At 69.2% G+C, this 18218-nt stretch carries 19 protein-coding genes and 3 pseudogenes; 13 read left to right on the forward strand and 9 right to left on the reverse strand.

What is annotated here, in order from left to right:
- The first annotated feature begins 64 nt into the window (after positions 1-64).
- The gene (locus ACWDEN_RS28660; RefSeq protein ID WP_351602277.1) at positions 65-1111 is read left to right on the forward strand and encodes a zinc-binding dehydrogenase; all 1047 of its coding nucleotides are present in this window, start codon (positions 65-67) and stop codon (positions 1109-1111) included.
- 108 nt (positions 1112-1219) lie between these two features.
- Entirely contained in the window at positions 1220-1870 is a 651-nt protein-coding gene (locus ACWDEN_RS28665; RefSeq protein ID WP_450860582.1) for a TetR/AcrR family transcriptional regulator, read from the forward strand.
- On the opposite strand, the gene ACWDEN_RS28670 is transcribed toward ACWDEN_RS28665, so the two are convergent.
- Positions 1836-2474: a TetR/AcrR family transcriptional regulator gene (locus tag ACWDEN_RS28670; protein WP_381315000.1), complete on the reverse strand. Its 639-nt coding sequence runs from the start codon at positions 2472-2474 to the stop codon at positions 1836-1838. The two genes, ACWDEN_RS28665 and ACWDEN_RS28670, sit on opposite strands and share 35 nt — an antisense overlap.
- Before the next feature lie 138 nt (positions 2475-2612).
- Between ACWDEN_RS28670 and ACWDEN_RS28675 the strand changes: the two genes are divergently transcribed.
- The 6 genes from ACWDEN_RS28675 (at position 2613) to ACWDEN_RS28700 (ending at position 9474) form a co-directional block, all read left to right on the forward strand.
- Positions 2613-3758 carry a VOC family protein gene (locus tag ACWDEN_RS28675; protein ID WP_450860584.1) on the forward strand — a complete coding sequence of 382 codons (1146 nt, stop codon included), beginning with the start codon at positions 2613-2615 and terminating at the stop codon, positions 3756-3758.
- Entirely contained in the window at positions 3755-4693 is a 939-nt protein-coding gene (locus ACWDEN_RS28680; RefSeq protein ID WP_450860586.1) for a fumarylacetoacetate hydrolase family protein, read from the forward strand. The genes ACWDEN_RS28675 and ACWDEN_RS28680 overlap by 4 nt, the downstream gene beginning before the upstream one ends.
- Positions 4690-6303 (forward strand): bifunctional 3-(3-hydroxy-phenyl)propionate/3-hydroxycinnamic acid hydroxylase MhpA, encoded by a 1614-nt coding sequence (mhpA, locus tag ACWDEN_RS28685; RefSeq protein WP_450860587.1) that lies wholly within the window; start codon positions 4690-4692, stop codon positions 6301-6303. The genes ACWDEN_RS28680 and mhpA overlap by 4 nt, the downstream gene beginning before the upstream one ends.
- A gap of 16 nt (positions 6304-6319) precedes the next feature.
- The gene (locus ACWDEN_RS28690) at positions 6320-8353 is read left to right on the forward strand and encodes an acetoacetate--CoA ligase (RefSeq protein WP_450860589.1); all 2034 of its coding nucleotides are present in this window, start codon (positions 6320-6322) and stop codon (positions 8351-8353) included.
- Positions 8350-8697, forward strand: a complete 348-nt coding sequence (locus tag ACWDEN_RS28695) for a DoxX family protein (protein WP_450860590.1) — start codon at positions 8350-8352, stop codon at positions 8695-8697. Before ACWDEN_RS28690 ends, ACWDEN_RS28695 begins: the two co-directional genes overlap by 4 nt.
- Before the next feature lie 72 nt (positions 8698-8769).
- Positions 8770-9474, forward strand: a complete 705-nt coding sequence (locus ACWDEN_RS28700) for a hypothetical protein (RefSeq protein ID WP_351602300.1) — start codon at positions 8770-8772, stop codon at positions 9472-9474.
- Positions 9475-9555: 81 nt separating this feature from the next.
- Here the strand turns inward: ACWDEN_RS28700 and ACWDEN_RS28705 are convergent.
- A pseudogene (locus ACWDEN_RS28705) lies at positions 9556-9827 on the reverse strand (4-hydroxy-2-oxovalerate aldolase); the annotation flags it as partial.
- A 601-nt stretch (positions 9828-10428) separates the two neighbouring features.
- Between ACWDEN_RS28705 and ACWDEN_RS28710 the strand changes: the two are divergent.
- Positions 10429-10515, forward strand: a pseudogene (locus ACWDEN_RS28710) (IS5/IS1182 family transposase); the annotation flags it as partial.
- A 137-nt stretch (positions 10516-10652) separates the two neighbouring features.
- Here ACWDEN_RS28710 and ACWDEN_RS28715 read toward each other — a convergent pair.
- Positions 10653-10791, reverse strand: a pseudogene (locus tag ACWDEN_RS28715) (IS1380 family transposase); the annotation flags it as partial.
- A 99-nt stretch (positions 10792-10890) separates the two neighbouring features.
- Between ACWDEN_RS28715 and ACWDEN_RS28720 the strand changes: the two are divergent.
- Both ACWDEN_RS28720 and ACWDEN_RS28725 read left to right on the forward strand, forming a co-directional pair.
- On the forward strand, positions 10891-11535 hold the full coding sequence (locus ACWDEN_RS28720; RefSeq protein ID WP_351602302.1) for a LysE family translocator: 645 nt from the start codon (positions 10891-10893) through the stop codon (positions 11533-11535).
- A 257-nt stretch (positions 11536-11792) separates the two neighbouring features.
- Entirely contained in the window at positions 11793-12302 is a 510-nt protein-coding gene (locus ACWDEN_RS28725) for a hypothetical protein (protein ID WP_450860592.1), read from the forward strand.
- A gap of 108 nt (positions 12303-12410) precedes the next feature.
- Here ACWDEN_RS28725 and ACWDEN_RS28730 read toward each other — a convergent pair whose 3' ends face one another.
- The 4 genes from ACWDEN_RS28730 to ACWDEN_RS28745 all read right to left on the reverse strand — a co-directional run bounded on the left by ACWDEN_RS28730 (position 12411) and on the right by ACWDEN_RS28745 (position 15395).
- The gene (locus tag ACWDEN_RS28730; protein WP_351602308.1) at positions 12411-12989 is read right to left on the reverse strand and encodes a hypothetical protein; all 579 of its coding nucleotides are present in this window, start codon (positions 12987-12989) and stop codon (positions 12411-12413) included.
- Positions 12990-13209: 220 nt separating this feature from the next.
- The gene (locus ACWDEN_RS28735; protein WP_351602311.1) at positions 13210-14187 is read right to left on the reverse strand and encodes a transposase family protein; all 978 of its coding nucleotides are present in this window, start codon (positions 14185-14187) and stop codon (positions 13210-13212) included.
- Between the two features lie 77 nt (positions 14188-14264).
- Positions 14265-14813 carry a GNAT family N-acetyltransferase gene (locus ACWDEN_RS28740; RefSeq protein ID WP_351602314.1) on the reverse strand — a complete coding sequence of 183 codons (549 nt, stop codon included), beginning with the start codon at positions 14811-14813 and terminating at the stop codon, positions 14265-14267.
- Positions 14814-15194: 381 nt separating this feature from the next.
- Positions 15195-15395, reverse strand: coding sequence for a hypothetical protein (locus ACWDEN_RS28745; protein ID WP_351602316.1), 201 nt, complete (start codon positions 15393-15395; stop codon positions 15195-15197).
- A gap of 285 nt (positions 15396-15680) precedes the next feature.
- Between ACWDEN_RS28745 and ACWDEN_RS28750 the strand changes: the two genes are divergently transcribed.
- Positions 15681-16007, forward strand: a complete 327-nt coding sequence (locus tag ACWDEN_RS28750; protein WP_450860595.1) for a hypothetical protein — start codon at positions 15681-15683, stop codon at positions 16005-16007.
- A gap of 481 nt (positions 16008-16488) precedes the next feature.
- Here ACWDEN_RS28750 and ACWDEN_RS28755 read toward each other — a convergent pair whose 3' ends face one another.
- On the reverse strand, positions 16489-17052 hold the full coding sequence (locus ACWDEN_RS28755; protein WP_450860597.1) for a GNAT family N-acetyltransferase: 564 nt from the start codon (positions 17050-17052) through the stop codon (positions 16489-16491).
- A 224-nt stretch (positions 17053-17276) separates the two neighbouring features.
- Between ACWDEN_RS28755 and ACWDEN_RS28760 the strand changes: the two genes are divergently transcribed.
- Positions 17277-17900: a hypothetical protein gene (locus tag ACWDEN_RS28760; protein ID WP_450860599.1), complete on the forward strand. Its 624-nt coding sequence runs from the start codon at positions 17277-17279 to the stop codon at positions 17898-17900.
- 89 nt (positions 17901-17989) lie between these two features.
- Here the strand turns inward: ACWDEN_RS28760 and ACWDEN_RS28765 are convergent.
- Positions 17990-18218 (reverse strand): integrase core domain-containing protein (locus ACWDEN_RS28765; protein WP_450860601.1); only part of this gene is annotated, 229 nt, incomplete at its 5' end.

An 18218-nucleotide genomic window follows, 5' to 3' on the forward strand; every position in this document is an offset into this window, starting at 1 on the left:
GACACCACATGGCACCCTCCGGCCCGAACCGCCGGGCGGTGCCGCTCACCGAAAGCAGATCTTCATGGACACCATGCTCGCCGGACGCTTCCACCTGGACAGCAAGAAGTTCGCCGTGGAAGAGGTCCCGATCCCCGTGCCGGGCCCGGGCGAGGTCCTCATCGAGGTCAAGGCCGCCGGCGTCTGCCTCTCCGACGTCCACCTGCTCGACGGCTCCCTCGTCCCGCTGTTCGCCACCTCCGACACCATCACCGTCGGCCACGAGGTCTCCGGTGTCATCCACACGCTCGGCCCCGACCTCAAGCGCGGCCTGCCCGTCGGCACCCGCGTCACCCTGGAGGCCGGCAAGACCTGCGGCACGTGCGCCGGATGCGTGCGCCACCGCCCCTGCACCCAGATGCTCACCGCCGGCATCGACTACGACGGCGGCTGGGCCGAGTACGTCATCGCCCGCGAGGACACCCTCATCCCCATCCCCGACAGCCTCCCCTTCGACCAGGCCGCGATCATCCCCGACGCGGTCTCCACCCCCTACGCCGCCGTCGTCGCCACCGCGGGCGTCCGGGCCGCCCAGTCCGTCGGCATCTGGGGAGTCGGCGGAGTCGGCGCCCACAACGTACGCCTCGCCCGCCTGGTCGGCGCCGCCCCGATCATCGCCGTCGACCCGCTGCCCAGCGCCCGCGAGCGTGCCCTGGCCTTCGGCGCGGACCTCGCGCTCGACCCGGCAGCCCCCGACTTCGCCGACCAGATCCACGCAGCCACCGGCGGACGCGGCCTCGACTTCGCCTTCGACTGCGCCGGCGTCCCCGCCGTCCGCGACCAGGCCGCCTCCGTCCTCGGCCTGGGCGGCTCCCTGATCCTGGTGGGCATCACACCCCGGCCACTGACCATCACCGAGGGACTGACCTTCAACTACCTGCAGAAGCAGGTGCGCGGCCACTACGGCGGCTTCCCCGAGTCCGTCTCCGAGCTGGTGCAGCTGACCGCGGCCGGCCGCCTCGACCTGGCCCCCTCCATCACCGACCACATCCCGCTCATCGACGCGGCCGACGCCGTCCACCGTCTCGAGAACAAGATCGGCGACCCCATCCGCCTCATCCTCGTCCCCTGACGCCCGTCAGCAGGACAACAAGCCACCCTGGGCAGGGGTGAGTGGGCGCCGGTGCGTGAGGGAACACCGGCGCCCACGGCTTTCCGGCAACCGCGGAGAGACAGAACCATGCAGACGACCGACACCCCGGGCCGTACCTTGCAGCGCAAGGACGCTCACTCCAACCGCCGACGCATCCTCGCGACCGCCCGGCAGAAACTGCGCGACGACCCCGACGCGAGTCTCGACAGCATCTCTCAGGCGGCCGGCGTCGCCCGGCGCACCCTCTACGGACACTTCCCCAGCCGGCATGCGCTGATCGCCGACCTGACACAGGAAGCAGGCCATGAACTCCGGCAGGCGTTCGCCGGAGCCCGTACCGCGGATGCCGACCCGGTCGAGGCGATGACACGGATGGTGCTGGCGGCATGGACGGTGGGCGACCACTATCGCGTGCTCATCGCCTTGAGACGGCGCCATCTGGGAGAGGACGAGATCCGCACCATCCTGGCGCCGGCCCGCGCAGAAGCCGTCGTAACCCTACGGCGCGGTCAGCGCGAAGGCGTCTTCGCGGACCACCTTCCAGCACCCGTCCTCGCCCAAGCACTGGAGGCACTCATGCTGGCCCTCGCCGAGGAGAACGCCGCATGCCCGTGGTCGGACCCCACCGGTGAGGCCGCGGCAACCGCGTTCCTCGTCGCCGCCGGCGTAGCACCACAAAAGGCCGCGCTTCAGGTGCAGGAGGTCATCGGGCGAGATCGGGCAGCGGGCGACGGGTGACCTCGTGGGCGTCGTCCGCAGCGAGGCCGAGCATGCGCAGGACCATCTCGGCCAGGTCGGAGGCGGCCTCATCGCCGTCGAGGTCCGGGCGGTCCAGCCGGAGAGCCACCAGGGACAGCAGGGTGCCGCCCAGGGCCGACAGGGCGGTGGTCGCGTTGCCGCAGGTGAAACGGCCTGAGGCGATGCCGATCTCCAGGTCGCGCAGGGCGCGTGGGGCGAGGCCGCGGTCGGAGTGGATGTGGACCAAGCCGCGGTCGCGCAGGATCCGCATGAGTTCCGGGTGGGAGTCGGCCATCCGGGCGGTGAGCCGGAAGCCGGCCGCGACCAGCTCGGCCGGGTCGTCGATGCCTTCCACGCGCGCGTCGATGACCTGCCCGAACTCCTCCAGGGCGTCCGTCACCGCCGCGTCAAACAGCTCCGTCTTCGACTCGAAGTGGTTGTAGAAGGACCCGAAGCCGACATCGGCGCGCTCGGCGATGGCCTGGATGCTCGCGCTCGTGTCCCCGGTTTCCGCGAGGATCTGCCGGGCCGCGCGGACGAGCGCCTGGCGGGTCTCGGCACGGCGTCGCTCGAAGCGGTTCTTGGGCGGGGCTGACGTCGGCATACGGCCCAGTGTAACCGCCGCAACGATGACCCTGCCATTACTGATGAGATCCTCAATTATTTGGGCTGCACCTATTGACGATGAGAAACGGCAGAGTTGATGATTTCCTCATTACGGCAGTGTTGCTTGGAGGACACCATGTCCCACATCCCCGTTAACAAGGGCGGTCCTCTGACGCCCCACCAAGACCTCCACAGTGAGCAGGGCGCCCTACGCGGTGAGCACCCCGGACGAGCCCGGAATCCCGTGATCAAAGTGGCGGATCTGGCCTGGCTGGAGTTCGAGAAGCCGGACCTGGACCGGGCCGAGGTGTTCGCCCGCGACTTCGGCTTCGCGATCGCCGCCCGCACCGATCACGAGCTGTGGCTGCGCGGCACGTTCGCGGGCTCGCCCTGCATGGTCATCCGGCGCGGTCGCGCCTCCCGCTTCCTCGGGCCCGCGTTCCGCGCGGCCGAACGGACCGATGTGGACCGGCTGGCCGCCGCCGTCGGACACACCGTCCGGGACATCGACGTCCCCGGCGGCGGCCGGTCGGTCGCCCTGTTCGATCCCTCGGGACTCCCGGTCCGGGTGGTGCACTGCGCCGAACCGCTGCCCGCGTTGCCCGAGCAGCAGCCGCTGATCCTCAACACCGGCATCGAAGGCCGTCGTACGAACACCACCCAGCGCCCGCCCCGTGAGCCGTCCCGCATCCAGCGCCTCGGCCATGTGGTGCTGGAGACACGGACGTTCACCCGCACCCTGGACTGGTACCTGGACACCCTCGGCATGATCGTGTCCGACTTCCTGTTCCTCGACGGGCAACGCCAGCGCGGGCCGACCATGGCGTTCATCCGCTGCGACCAGGGCAGCCTGGCCGTCGACCACCACACCCTCGCCCTGCACCTCGGGCCGGGCACCGGCTACGTCCACTCCGCCTACCAGGTCACCGACCTCGACTCGATCGCCGCCGGCGGCGAGTACCTCGCCGAGCGCGGCTACCAGCGCAGCTGGGGAATCGGCCGGCACATCCAGGGCAGCCAACTCTTCGACTACTGGCGCGACCCCGACCGCTTCATGCTGGAGCACTTCGCCGACGGCGACCTCTTCGCCTGCGACCTCGAACCCGGCTGGGCACCCATGTCGGCGAGCGGCCTGGCCCAGTGGGGGCCGCCCGTCACCCGCGACTTCCTGGGCACCAACCCCTCCCCCGCCAAGCTCCGCGAGGTCATGACGGCCCTGCGCGACGACAACGAACTCGACCCCGCACGCCTGCTGGGCCTGATGAAAGCGATGAGCTCATGAGCACCAACGTGCTGCGCACCCCCGACGGCTGGTGGGCCGTCCGAAACGAGCGCGCCGTCCGCATCGAGACCAAGGCGGTCACCACCGCCGAACTGCTCGCCGACCGGGCCGCCGTCCGCGAGGCCGCCGCCTCCGGCGAGAGCGGCACACCCGTCGCCGAACTGGTGGCGCTGCCCCCGGTCACCACCCCCTGCCGGGTGGTCGCCCAAATGGTCAACTACCGCAGCCACGCCAAGGACTCGGGCTTCACGGGCGACATACCGCCCACCTTCTTCCGCAAGGCGTCCGGCTCGGTCAGCGGCCCGCACGACACGATCGTCCGCCCGGCACACGTGAACTTCCTCGACTACGAAGTCGAACTCGGCCTCGTCATGGGCGCACCCCTGCCGGTGGGCACAGTTGTGAAGGAGCAGGACCTCCCGCGCTACGTCGCCGGGCTCGTCCTCACCAACGACGTCAGCGCCCGCGACGTCCAGCTGACCAAGACCCAGTTCTACGAGAGCAAGTCCTACCCGACCTTCACGCCGACGGGCCCGTACCTGGCCCTGCTGGAGCCCGACGACTTCACCCACCTGCTGAACCTGCGGCTGCGGCTGAACGTCAACGGCGTACCGCGCCAGGACCGCACCCTCGCCGACATGATCGTACGGCCCGCTCAGGCCCTCACCCTGCTCGCCCGCTTCCAGACCCTCGACCCAGGCGACCTGCTGCTCACCGGCACCCCCGGCGGCACCGCACTGAAGGCTCCGCCCGCACCGGTCGCGAAGATCAGTGCGCTGCTCCCTCCCGCGGTGAAGTGGAAGGCGTTCTTCAAGGGGCAGGAAAAGAACCCCCTCTACCTGCGTGCAGGTGACGTCGTGACCGCAACGATCGCCACCCCGGACGGGCGGATCGACCTCGGCGAGCAGCGGACCCCTGTGGCGGACGCGAGGTGAGCGCCGCAAACCGAAGGCCGGTGGTGATCATCGGCGCGGGGCCCGTGGGGGTCACCGCCGCGCTCCTGCTTGCCCAGCGCGGAGTGCCCAGCGTGCTCCTGGAACGCCACAGCGACATCTACCCCCTGCCGCGAGCCGTCGTCGTGGACGACGAGGTCCGCCGGATCCTCCAGAGCGTCGGCGTTCACGAGGAGTTCGCCGCCGTCGCGCGCCCGGCACCGGGCCTGCGGCTGCTGGACCCCCGGCGCCGCGTGATCGCCGAGTTCCCGCGCTCCCTGCACGGCCACCACGGCTTCCCGCAGACCAGCATGTTCGACCAGCCAGAGCTGGAACGCCTGCTGCGCGCCGCCCTCAAGCGCCGCCCCGAGTGCGAGCTGTGGGGCGGGCTGGAGGTCGTGTCGGTCACCCAGGACACCGACGGATCACACGCTCCGACGGGTCCGGTCCGGGTCACTTTCCGCCGTGACGGCAGCGACGAGGAGGAGCACCTGTGGGCCGATGCCGTCCTCGGCTGCGACGGAGCGGGCAGCATCACCCGTGACGCCATCGGCGCCGTCTGGGAGGACCTGCACTTCGAGGAGAGCTGGCGGGTCATCGACGTCCGCACCAGCCTTCCGGTGCGCACCTGGGAAGGCGCCGAGCAGATCTGCTGCCCCACCCGCCCGGCCACCTACATGCGGGTCGGCGAGGACCGCTACCGCTGGGAGTTCCGGCTGGCCGAGGGCGAGCCCCTGGACGGCCCGCAGGGGCTGGAACGCCTGCGCCGGCTCGTCGCCCCCTGGGTGGACCTGCCGTCTGACGGGTCGCAGGACGATGACTTCGAGGTGATCCGGCAGGCGCAGTACACCTTCCGGGCCCGCCTCGCCAACCGGTGGCGCCGGGGACGCGTCTTCCTGCTCGGCGACGCCGCCCACCTCACCCCGCCCTTCATCGGGCAGGGCCTGTGCGCGGGCCTGCGCGACGCCCGCAACCTCACCTGGAAACTCGCCCGCGTCCTCCAGCAGGGCGCAGACGAACGGCTGCTGGACACCTACGAGCAGGAGCGCAAGCCGCACGCCCGCCACATGATCCGTCTCGCGGTCGCCGTCGGCTGGGCCATGACCGGCGGACAGGACCGCGGTGCGGCCATCCGCCGGGCCGTGGTGGGCGCGGCCTGCCGCATCCCCGGCGTGATCGCGGCGGTGAGCCGCGACCTCAGCCCCGCCCTGGCCGCCAATCCGCTGGTACGACGCCGCCCCCGGCTGACCGGCCGCTCACTGGCCGGCACCTTCTGCCCGCAACCCTGGGTGATCGTCGACGGCAGGCGAGAGCGCCTCGACGACATACTCGGGGACTCCTTCGCCGTGCTGACCGCCCTGCCGCCCACGGCACGGATGACGGGCGTGGCCACGGCCCTGGGCGCATCCGTGATCCATGTCGGCGACCTGGACGACGACGGCCCGCTGGCCGCCTGGCTGGCACGCGGCCGGGCGGACGCCGTCCTGCTGCGCCCCGACCGCGTCGTGATGGACACCGTCCCCACCGGCACCGGCGACTTCACCGACGCCGCCGCCTGGGCTCCCCTGCTGCACACGGCCCGCCGCCCCGCCGAAGCCCGGCCCGCACCCTGACGAGGAACACCACACCATGACCACCCCGCACTCCACGCCCTGTCCGGAGCCCTTCCTGCCGCCCGACCCCCACGCGGCCGCCGGCAGCCGCATCGCGGACTTTGCCCGTTGGGCCGCCCGGCACCAGGGCGCCGAAGGGATTCCGGACCCGACCGACTACCAGGCCCTGCACCACTGGTCCGTCACGCACCTGGAAGGATTCTGGGCCGCGGTGTGGGAGTACTTCGACATCGACGCCACCACTCCGTACGAGCGGGTGCTGGCCGAGGAAGCCATGCCCGGCGCCCGCTGGTTCCCCGGCGCCACCCTCAACTACGCCCACCACGCACTGCGCAACCTGCACCCGGACGCCCCCGCGATCACCGCGCTGGACGAGACCGGAGCTACCTACGAGATCACGGGCCGGCAGCTGCGCGCCCAGGTCGCCTCCGTCGCGGCCACCCTGCGCGACCTGGGCGTCGGACAGGGCGACCGGGTGGTCGGCTACCTGCCCAACACCCCCCACGCCGTCATCGCCTTCCTCGCCACCGCCAGCCTGGGCGCGGTGTGGTCCGTGTGCGGCCAGGACTACGCACCCAAGGCCGCCGCCGACCGCTTCGCCCAGCTCGAACCGAGCGTGCTCATCACCGCGGACGGCTACCTCTTCAACGGCACCCGCCACGACCGTCGCGCAGCCTCCCTCGACCTCGCCGCCGCCCTTCCCACGCTCAAGGCCACGGTCCTCGTGGATCACCTGGGCCTTGCGTGGCCCGCGACCCGGGCCGCGAGGCTGACGGTTCCCTGGGAGGACGCGGCCGGCCGCGCCGAGTACCTCGCCATCGCCCCGGTGCCGTTCGACCACCCGCTGTGGATCGTCTTCTCCTCCGGCACCACCGGGCTGCCCAAAGGCATCGTCCACGGGCACGGCGGCGTCCTGCTGGAACACCTCAAGATCCTCGGCCTGCACTGCGACCTGGGCGTCGGTGACCGCCTGCTGTGGTACACCACCACCCACTGGATGATGTGGAACCTGGTCGTCTCCACCCTGCTGACCGGCGCCGCCACCTGCACCTACGACGGCAGCCCCGCGCCGGTGGCGCGCCCGGACGTCCTGTGGGAGCTGGCGGCCCGCCACAAGGTCACCGTCTTCGGCACCAGCCCCCAGTACCTGCTGGCCATGGCCAAACTGGGCGTCGAACCCCGCACGCACGACCTTTCGTCTGTCCGCGTCATCGGCTGCACCGGCTCCGCGCTGCCCGCATCCGCCTACCCCTGGGTCCGCGACCACGTCGGCGCAGGCGTCCAGCTGGCCTCCACCAGCGGCGGCACGGACGTCGTCTCCGGCTTCGCCGGCAGCGCCCCCACCACGCCGGTGTGGGCGGGTGAACTGTCGGCTCCCAACCTCGGCGTGGCGCTCGCGGCGTACGACGGCACGGGACGGCCGGTCGTCGACCAGGTCGGCGAACTGGTCGTCACCCGGCCCATGCCGTCGATGCCGCTGTACTTCTGGAACGACCCGGACGGCAGCCGCTACCGCGACGCCTACTTCAGCGCCTATCCGGGCGTGTGGCGGCACGGCGACTGGATCACCCTCACCTCCCACGGCTCGGTGATGGTGCACGGACGCTCCGACGCCACGCTCAACCGCAACGGCGTACGCCTGGGCAGCGCCGACATCCACGACATCGTCGAACACCTCCCTGAGATCGCCGAGGCCCTCGTCATCGGTGCGGAGGAACCCGACGGCGGCTACTGGATGCCGCTTTTCGTGGTCCTCGCCGACGGGGTCGGTCTGGACGAGTCCCTGTGCGAGAAGATCCGCGACGCGATCCGCACCGGCGCCTCCCCCCGCCACGTCCCCGACGAGATCCTCGCCGTACCGGCCGTCCCGCACACGAAGACCGGCAAGAAGCTCGAGGTCCCGGTCAAGCGCCTCCTCCAGGGCGCACCCGCCGAGCAGGTCCTCAACCCCTCCACGGTCGACAACCCCGACCTGATCGCCCACTTCGCCGGCCTGGGCGCCGAACGCCGCCAGGCCCGTCGTCCGCACACCCCCGAAGGCGTCTCGTGATCCTCTCCGCCTTGCTGACCTGTCTCATCGCGTTGATCTTCGCCCTGCTGGGCGCGGCCAAGATTCTGGCCCTGGGTCCGATGCCCGAGCTGGCCGCCCACGCCGGCTTCACCACTGCGGCCTACCGGGTCATCGGCGGGCTGGAGCTGGCGGGCGCCATCGGCGTGGCCCTCGGTCCGGTCGTACCGCTGTGCGGCGGGCTGGCCGGTATCGGGCTGCTGATGCTGCTCGCCGGTGCCGTGACCACGCACGTACGCAAGGGCGACGGGCTGCCCAAGCTCCTCCCCGCGGTGACATGCGCGGCCCTGGTCGCCTGGTATCTCGTACTCCTCGCCGGCCTCTGACCCGTTCCGGGAGACCGTTGGCGGCCACTCGTCCTGTTAGCGAGCCCACGGCGGGGCTGGCAGACTGAATCTGTGGTTCCGCTGATGGTCGCGGCGGATCAGATCGCGTCCTCATCGCTTACCGGCGCCAGTGTGGTATCAGCCTGCGCACTGCTCTTCACCGTCGCGTCGTTCTGGTGGCTCAACGCCCGACAGGGACGCCTGCAGGCGTGGGAACCTCATTCCTTCGCGGCGATCGTCCACGGTTCCACGGCACGCCTACGACTGCCGCTCGTCCTGCACAACACCGGTCCCAAACCGATCGTCGTGCAGGACCTCATCCTGACCTTCCCCGATGAGCCCGCCTCTCATCTGCCACTCCTGTGGGTATCCTCCCCGTCCCGCCTCCAACCGGGGCCGGACGAGGAGGCGAAGCTGCCCGCCGGATTCGTCGTGCCCGGCAGAGAAGCGCAACAACTCTTCCTAGAGTTCGAGGCACCATTTTCCGGATTCCTCCCGGAGGCCCGTGACTACAAGGCCCAGCTACAAGTTCGGGTCGGCCACCGCAAGGGGTGGCGCCCCCTGCTGACGTTCATCTTGAGGGCCGCCAACATCATCGATCCAGGTCGCTACACCGTCTACAACAACGCACCCGTCGAGCTGACGAAGGAAGACCAGAAAAGAGCGGACGCCGCGCTCCTCGAGCTGCTGGAAGAGCACGGGGACGGCTCCCCTCCGGGCGACAGGAGACAGGAAGGCCCTCCGAATGACGAAGGTGACGCCGACACGAGCCGCTGATATGGCCGTCCGTCCTCTGACGTGGACAGCGGTGGCACCGGCCCCGCCGGGCCGCCACAGCCACCGCACCGATCACTCGCGTCAGTCGGCGCAACCGACCGCCGCGAGGTCGAGCGCAATGTCCGTGATCATGCCCGCCTGGCCGCCGACCATCCTGCGCCGGCACGGCTTCGACAAGGATCGCCCGGGTGTCCAGGCCGTGACGGCGCGCCGCGGCAACGGCGTGCCGGAGGAAACCGGAGTACACGCCCGCGTACCCGAGGGCGAGCGTCTCGCGGTCCACCCGCACCTCGCGGGCCTGCAGGGGGCGGACGATGTCGGTCGGCAGCGTCCATCAGGCGGAACAGGTCGCAGCTTCCGCGACCATGAACAGCCTGCGGACGAGAAGCCCGTGCGCCCCTCGGCGGGGGCAGGCATCGCCTCAGACACCTCCCGGAAAGCGTTCGACTTTGCAGGGGCGAAGCCTATGACTGTTGGTCGCCAAGGACCCCGGCCCGATTTGCCGAGCACTCGACGCGAGGGCGCAGGGCGGAGAACCCGAGGACAACGGTGCCGACGCCAGAGCTGCAGCACACCCGCCCGGAAGGTCAGAAGCGGGGCCACAAGGAGACCAAGAATCTGCCAGGACGAACGCGCACCACGCCCAGGCGCAGCGCCTTGTCCGTGGCCGCAGAGCCAGGCGTCGAAGCCGGGCCGGCTTCGCAACGGTGCTAAGCCGATCCGATCAGCCACAAGATGTCCGAGTACAACGGAGCGTAGTCAGCACCAAGTCAGCACGGGAGGGGTGAGCACGGGTGGGTTGCGTCCATGGAGATGGTGTACGGGTTCGACCTGATCCGGGGGTTTGCTCCGGCGTCGGGATGATGCCCGCATAGATGAACGGCCACCGGCTGATCTTCGAGGTGTCGAAGCCCGAAGGAGATCAGCACGATGACCGCACCCGACAATCTGCCCCTGCGGGACTGCCGGCTCAAGGGCCACGGCGTGCACCAGGCCATGCTCGGCATCGCCCGGCTCCACAACCTGGCCCTCACCGGATAACTCACGCCCCATACGGGACAACCTCTAGCGGTCCCCGTCCCCGGTGTGCCGCCGGACGTTCTGTGTACGACGTTCGTTCCATTCCTCCGCGCTGACGGAGTCCGGGTCGCAGTCCTGCAACATGCGCTTGATGCGCACGTGATTGCGGCGTGTTTCGCCCGATCGGGACCGGACTTGCGGACCGTCTCCACCAGCAGTCCACCGCCGGCCTGGGACACGACCCCGCAGCCGCCGCTCTCGACGCGGACGCGGGCAGGTCCCGATACGCCTCTTCACCTGGAGGACGCCCTGCCTCGTGCAAGCGCGAGGCTAGAGCGAGCGGTCCGCCACCTGTTTGTATGACCTCTGAAAGGCAATCCAGGAGGTGGCAAACGCATGGTGTCCACGGAGAGCATTCTCGCGTTCGCGGCGATGTCGCTGGTGGTGATCGTGATTCCGGGGCCAAGCGTGCTGTTCGTGATCGGCAGGGCCCTGGCACACGGCCGCCGCACGGCGCTCGCGACCGTCCTTGGCAACCTGATCGGTTCGTACCTCCTGGTAACCGCTGTGGCGTGGGGCCTGGGCACGCTGGTGGAGACTTCCGCAGCGATGTTCACGGGCGTGAAGCTGGCCGGCGCCGCCTATCTCGTCTACCTCGGCGTGCAAGCTTTCCGGCACCGCAAGGAGATGCGCGCGACGGACATGGAGGCCCCCGCGGGTGAGCGGCGCAGCGATCTGCGCACGGTCCTGGACGGAATTTTCGTGGGCTTCACCAATCCGAAGGGCCTCATCTTCTTCGCGGCGGTGCTACCGCAGTTCGTGAACCACTCGGCGGGCCGAGTCCCCCTCCAGATGATGGTGTTGGGGCTGGTCCCGGTGGCCATCGGCATGATCACGGACACCCTGTGGGGACTGGGTGCCTCGGCGGCCCGTTCCTGGTTCGCCCGCTCGGACCGCCGCCTGTCGATGGTCGGCGGGGCGGGCGGCTTCGCGATGATCGGTTTGGGTGTGGCCGTGGCAGCGACGGGCCGCGCCGACTAGCCTCGCGCTTTCACGAGGTGAGCTGTCCAGCACGTGATCACGTAGCAGAAAGTTCCCATGACCAGCGAGAATAGGGATTGCTGAGGCCATTGTTCCCGCACCCGTCGGAGGCACTTCCAGGTGAAGAGGCGTATCGGGACCTACCCGCGTCTCCGTGTGGGGCGAGTACGTAACAAGGGCGATGAGGCTGCCCCGTCGGCATGACCGTGGGAACGTGGGTCGGCGGAGAACTCGCCTCCTGGTCCGTATACCGGTCCTTGCTGCTGGCCGGCGCCGGCTCGGCCGTGCTGATGGGGGCCTTCTGGGCGGTTGTGCCCTACGGCTGGTGGGCCCTGCCGCTGCTGTTCCTGATCAGTGCGGCGGGCGCGGTGTTCGTCACCAACCTCCAATTCCGGCTGATGAAAGCCGCGGGAGACGCCGTGACTCTTGGCGCGGCCATGATTCAGTCCGCCCTCAACATCGCCAACGCCCTCGGCGCCTGGCCCGGCGGAGTAGTGATCAGCGCGGGACTCGGCCACCGCGCGCCCGCGCTCATCGATGCCGCACTGCCGGTAGCCGGTGTCGCGCTCCTGTGGTGGTCGGCGCGGGTCGACCGACGGACGCTGTTACGGGGGCGATCAGTCCGCGGCCGGCCGCCGTGGAGTGCAGGCTTGTGCTGCCCGCCGGACGCATCGGCCCGGCTGATGCCACCCCGCAGCAAGGCGCCCTGGCGGCACTGTAGCGACTCCCGGTATCGGCCCCCGACCGCAACGGCAGGCTGCGCCTGAGGTCCGCCGATCCCGCCACTCCCCCGCGCCTCGACTGCGGCTGTGGAACGTCACGTAATTCCCCACCAGCGGCGTCACCTTCCCCGCCTTGACGTTCGAACGCCCCGCTCAGGTCGCGGGGACCCATTCCACGGGAGGGGGCATGCGACTGTAGTGGGGCCCCCTGGGGCCGTAGTGGGCGAGGTGCAGGATTTCACCGCCGACCTGGAGCTCTGCCGGCGGAGGGTTGGGAACGGAGATCCGCGGGTGACGTTGGCCGTCGATGAGGATGCCCTCCCGGAGTTGGTTCCGGCCGTCCGCCCAGCTCTGGGCTCGCTCGCGGGACCACGGGTTCTGCAGGGTCCGGGGGGCGGCCGGGTCGTGCTCGTGACCGTTGAGGCTGCGCACCAGACCTTCGCTGTAGACACCCTTGACCCGGAAGTTCTCCAGGTCATCCGCGCGCACGACCATGTTGACGTACCGGCGGCCGTTGCCTCGGTGCCGGCCCACCACAGGCCAGCGACCGTCGCCGGGGTCCCAGCGCATGGGCGGGATCCACAGCAGGGCGCCTGCGGGGAAGTGCTTCGTCCCGCGCTGGATGTCGAGGCCGCTCTCGCCACGCGCGGTTTCTCGCGCGACGTTGGCCACCAGGCACCAGCCCAGCAGCCCGTCCGGCGTCTCTTCGTCGGTAGTTCTCGTGTCTGACACGTCGAGAATTCTGCGGCACGAGACGGGGCGCGAGCCAGCTTTTATCAGCTGAGCCGACCGGAGCGAACCACATGCGAATCGCCAGCCGCAAGAGGCATCGGCCTCGTTCGAACGTGAGGGGGGTGGTGCACCTGGTGGGGAATTACACGACCGTCGACAACGGCGGTCTGGGGAGAAATTGAGCTTCGGGCGTGCTGGCCTGGGTTCGGCTGGTGGGTGATCAGCGGACGGTGTCGCGGACGAGGACGAGTTCGGTGCTAGTCCGGCGGCGGGTGGCCCGCTGCGCGGATCGGTCGGAGACGAGTGAGGCGATCGCGAGATGGGTCTCGGCGTAGGTATCGCGGCGTCCGGTGAAACGGCGCAGGGGTGCCCATTGGCGGAGTTCGGCGTTGGTGTGCTCCACACAGATCCTCGCCGAGGACTGCCGTCGCCGTGTCTCGCGCCAGGCATGCTTGTCACCGTCGCACGCCTCGTCCTTGGGCTTCTTCGGTGGGGTGCTGACCTGGCCGGGGAACTCTTTGGCCAGCCCGAGGTAGCCGGAATCGACCTTCGCCTTCACCCCGGGACGGGTGCGGAACTGCTCGGCAATGCTCTCGGTCCGCACGGCGGTCTGGTCGTGCATCCGGCCCGGGCGGACCAAGCCGGACAGCAGCAGGCGGCCTTGGCCGTCGCTGAACGTGGTGGTCTTGATGGTGTTCTGCTTGCGTTTGCCGGAGACGAACGCCTGGCGCCCAGGACGGTCGGCCTGCGGGCGGCGGACCTGGGTCTCGGCCCCGTCGAGCCGCAGCTCAACGCCCTCCGCCTCGGCGTAGGCGAAGACGTCCTCCAGCGTCTTCAGCCGCAGGCCGGGCCGGTCGCGCACAGCGAAACCACGGGCTGCCGGCAGCGGGCGGACCTGGCGGATGGCCGCGGAGACGGTGGAGCGATCCACCTCGAAGAGCTCGGCGAGCACCACATGCGGCAACTGATGGCGCAGATGGACCAGGGTGACCAGCAGCCGATCGAGGAAGACCAGCTTGGGCTTTCTGCCGGCACCCTCCGCCCTCCGACGCTCCCCGCCCCGGGCCTCGCGGAGCGCGGACTGCCGCGCAGCCTCCCATGCCGTGGCGAGTTCGGCGAACAACTCGCCGGAATGTGCGCGTGAGACGCCGGACAGGGCAGGATGGGAACAGGCCGTACGGGCCCAGGTCAGCTTCACAACTCACCCAACCCGTACGGCCCTTCTCATGTCACGGCCCGACCGGGACGATCACCATGTCCGCCGAGACCGTAAAGCTACCCGGCCTGAATGGCGTCTGCCGGAACCTCGAAAATGATCGTGATTCCGTCGCGCTCGTCCCCCTGCTCGCCGATGCGCGTGAAGCCGAAGCCCTCGATGCACGCCAGGGAGGCGGTGTTGTCGGATCCGATCCTGGCGCGCACGGTCCTGACGTCGGGGTCGGCCGCGGCCCTGACGAGCAACGCCCTCAGCATGGCGCGGGCATAGCCCTGGCGGCGGTACCCGGGCACGACGGTATAGCCAACCTCGACCATGCCGGCCTCATCCGGCGGCCCGTGGAACCCGGCGTCGCCAACGACGACCCCGTCCGGCTCGGACACCGCGGCACGCGTGATCCAGGGCGCGGCAGAGGGGTCCTTGGCGAGCTGGTCGGCGCGGTAGCCGAAGATCCAGCGGGCTCGCTCACCGACGAAGTGTTCGTCAAGGGCGACCCCGGCCTCGGCGCTGCCGCCAGCGAGGTCACCGTCAGCAAGCGCCCGCAGTGCCTTTGCACTGAGCTCGACGAAACGGACGCGTTTGGGGGCGGAGAGAGGTTCGTTGTTCATCGCGGTGATGCTCACCCAGAGCCGGAGAGCTGTCCACCGGTTTACGGCCTTGGCGGACATGGAGACGGCCACACGGACGCCGCGACACCTACACCGAGACCCATCTCGCGATCGTCTCGCTCGTCTCCGACCGATCCGCGCAGCGGGCCACCCACCGACGGACGAGCACCGAACTCGTCCTCGTCCGCGACACCACCTGCTGATCACCCACCAGCCCAGCACGCCCGAAGCTCAATTTCCCCCAGGCCCGTAAAGAGCTTGCCTCGGGCACGGCGCACCTCCAGCAAGGAGGTCGAGCGAGTTGCCCTCGCGAAAGACCTTCCCATGAACGGCGGATTTGCTGAGGCACGGCAGGCTCGCCTGAGTCGGCTGCCCCTGACGTCAGTGACGGGTCTCCCACCACAGGATGATCAGGCTCACGGCACCACTGCCGAGCTTGTACGCCGCTCCCTGCATGAACTCGCCCAGCAGGTTCTGCTCCTGCAGGCCGATCCGTTTCCGCAGATGACGGATGGTTTCGGCGCTTCGCCTGACCCGGCTGAACGGGCGCTTGGGCCGGCGTTTCGCGTTACGCTCAGACATACGGAGTTCCTCTCGTCAACAGGCGTGCCGGAACACCGCCCAAGGAGCCCTCCCAACCAGAGGCCTACGAGCCGCGCCTGCCGCTTCTCACTCTCACGGAGGCGCACCAGTTGCTGGACGTCCTGCAGCACTTCGGCACGACCGATCACGACTGGGGCGCCCAGGCCCCCACTTCGCCGCCGAACTCGCAGCCCGTGTCCCCTCACGCGACGTCTAGATGATCGGCTCCAGGTGTTGCCGATCTCTGGTCGTGACATTTGAACTGAGTACGCTCAGAATCGGATCGTGAAGTGGATGGACAACGCACGCAAGAGGCGGCAGGCGGCCGGAGAGCTTCGTGAAAGGGCACTGGCAACCGTCACAGCTAGCACACTCTGCCATGACTCGCGCCCGTTCACACAGGTCAAAGTCATTTGGGGCACCGCGCGCTCCTCGATGGACGCCGCCTACGAAGCCCTCATGATCGAGGCGTACAACCTTGGCTATGACGCGGTACTGGGCGTTGGCTTTACCTCCCCCGCTCATCCACCGGGCGGTGGTGGTGGGTACAGCAGCGTGAACTTCATCGCCTACGGGACTGGTGTCACGTGGACGAGCGACAGTTCGGCTTGATTGAAGCGACGTCAGGGACCTCGTCGCCGCCCAGCCGGCCAGACGCTGATCTACGGCAAGAACTACTTCGGCTGCGGCTTGGAAAGCCGAACTCGCCCAGGACGACATACCCGTTGCGCGCTCGTTCTGCCGTCTCGATCACTCCCACCTGTCCGGCGGCACGTCAACGTATGACACCGGTCGGCTCAGCGCCCGAGAGAATTCCGCGGCCAGTCCGTCATGTCAAACGAGCGCGGCCCGGTCAGCTCGTAGACCTGCCCGATGTGCCGAGCCGGGTCGCGCAGCACGGTGGCGACGACCTGGTGGTCGGCGTGAGAATGACATGGCCCTTCGTCACTCATGCCAGCAACGAGTGAGCACCACCCGTCAGCGTCAACGACCAGGTCACCGCACCTGCGCCACTGACGCCCAGACGACGAGGTGCAACCGGCACTCCCCCGCAGACCATCAATCTCGCCGACGGTCTCGCGCAACCCCCGACTCACATGGTGAATGAGTACAGACGGTCGATTTCTTCGAATCCTGACGACTCGTAGAGAGCTTTGGCGGCGGTCCGGTCCCGGTCGTCGCGCGGGGGGGGCGCGTCGTCGTCCACGAACAGGATCACGTCCGTGGCGCCCATGCGGTGGAGCGCGTCCAGTGCGGTGCCGAGGAGGGCGCGGCCGAGTCCCCGGCCGCGTGCGGCGGGCTCAACCCCGATCCACCACAGAACCCCGGTGCCCGGTACGGGCGTTCCGATGGTGGCGTCGGCGAGGGTGTTGCCGTCCTCGGTGACGAGGAGGCGGCGGGTGTCGGGGGTGGCGGGTTCTGTGTCGTAGTGGGTGAGGCGGGGCAGTTCAGCGGCGGGGAGGATGCGGTGCATGTACCGCCACAGGTCGGTTCCGGTGTACCCGGCGGCGGTCAGGGCGGCGTGGGTGGCGGGGCGGTGGCGGACGGGGAGGGCTTCCAGGCCCAGGGTGAGGGCGCTGGTGAAGTGGAAGGCGTCCAAGGGGCGGGGACCCAGCTCGGTAGCGGCATGGTCGAGCAGGGTACGGGCCACCGTCACGTTCTCACGGCAGTTGAGCCGACTGATGCCGTCTTCGCTCGCGGTTGGGCGCGGGCGGCGACCTCGGGCCCCCCCGAACCGAGCGTGCTCGTCCATGCTCGACTTGAGCGGTGCTCGCGGCGCTTTCGCATCATGGCCAGGCAGGGAAGCTCTCGACTCATCAGAACCACGCCCGGCCTCTACTCACTAGAGTCAGGGGCTTTGGAGAGTCAAGGGGGAGCTTCGTGACCTTAGCTGTGGGTTTCTTCGATCTGTTCACCTACGGGATACCAGGAGTACTACACCTATCCTTGATCATTTACGTGCTCACACGATTGCAGATCATCGATCTCACAAGTCTGGCCTCGGCACCGTCAGCGCTACAGGTGGTCGGAGTCGGCGTTGCCAGTTACCTGTTGGGGCATCTCGCCTATCCGCTGAGTGCCCTCCTGGACAAGGTGGCACCGCGTTGGAACCGGGGTGTCGAGGACGCTCGTCTCGATTTCGTGGCCAGAGTGCCCGAGTCCCGGGACCGAGCCTTCGTGCGCACTGACACATCTCTGCTGCTGGCTGCGGTGGAACTCCACAATAAGGAGGCAGCGGGCGAGATCACTCGGCTTCAAGGCGTCGCGTTGATGCTGCGGAACTCGGCCCTCGCCCTGGTTTTCGCGCTCTTCATCGCGGTGATCGAGCTCGTCGTAGGATCCGATCGTGTGCTGGCGGGATGCTGCGCGGCACTGCTACTCGTGAGCCTGACTGCAGCAGTCAGACACGGGCGCCGTGTGCGGCACTGGGACCGCCTGAAGACGTTGGAGATCTGCTTCTGGATCCCAGACATCGACGACAGATTCAGCTCCAACCACCATTGATCACAGGCGCGCATCCGCGGGCCTGACATGGGGGCTCCACGACTACTGGTCGTGGGCCCCCATGTCAGGGAGTGCCCCAACCTCAGAGCCTAGGTGTATTGATCTGAAGCGTTGTTCACACGGCTGATCGGTGGGTGGCCGCCGAGTGCTGTGTGGCAGCGGTGGTGGTTGTAGGTGTGCAGGAAGTCTGCCAGGGCGGCCGTGCGTTCGTCGTTACTGGCGTAGGGCCGCAGGTAGGCCCATTCGTCGAGCAGGGTGCGGTTGAAGCGTTCGACCTTGCCGTTGGTCTGCGGCCGGTAGATGCGGGTGAGCTTGCCG

The sequence above is a fragment of the Streptomyces sp. NPDC001153 genome, assembly GCF_053598315.1.

Bases quoted from the DNA above. Each gene is read 5' to 3' on its own strand.
- ACWDEN_RS28675 (WP_450860584.1), top strand. From the start codon at position 2,613: ATGTCCCACATCCCCGTTAACAAGGGCGGTCCTCTGACGCCCCACCAA.
- ACWDEN_RS28680 (WP_450860586.1), top strand. From the start codon at position 3,755: ATGAGCACCAACGTGCTGCGCACCCCCGACGGCTGGTGGGCCGTCCGA.
- ACWDEN_RS28745 (WP_351602316.1), bottom strand. From the start codon at position 15,395: ATGTCTGAGCGTAACGCGAAACGCCGGCCCAAGCGCCCGTTCAGCCGG.
- ACWDEN_RS28720 (WP_351602302.1), top strand. From the start codon at position 10,891: ATGGTGTCCACGGAGAGCATTCTCGCGTTCGCGGCGATGTCGCTGGTG.
- ACWDEN_RS28665 (WP_450860582.1), top strand. From the start codon at position 1,220: ATGCAGACGACCGACACCCCGGGCCGTACCTTGCAGCGCAAGGACGCT.
- ACWDEN_RS28690 (WP_450860589.1), top strand. From the start codon at position 6,320: ATGACCACCCCGCACTCCACGCCCTGTCCGGAGCCCTTCCTGCCGCCC.
- ACWDEN_RS28660 (WP_351602277.1), top strand. From the start codon at position 65: ATGGACACCATGCTCGCCGGACGCTTCCACCTGGACAGCAAGAAGTTC.
- ACWDEN_RS28670 (WP_381315000.1), bottom strand. From the start codon at position 2,474: ATGCCGACGTCAGCCCCGCCCAAGAACCGCTTCGAGCGACGCCGTGCC.
- ACWDEN_RS28740 (WP_351602314.1), bottom strand. From the start codon at position 14,813: ATGAACAACGAACCTCTCTCCGCCCCCAAACGCGTCCGTTTCGTCGAG.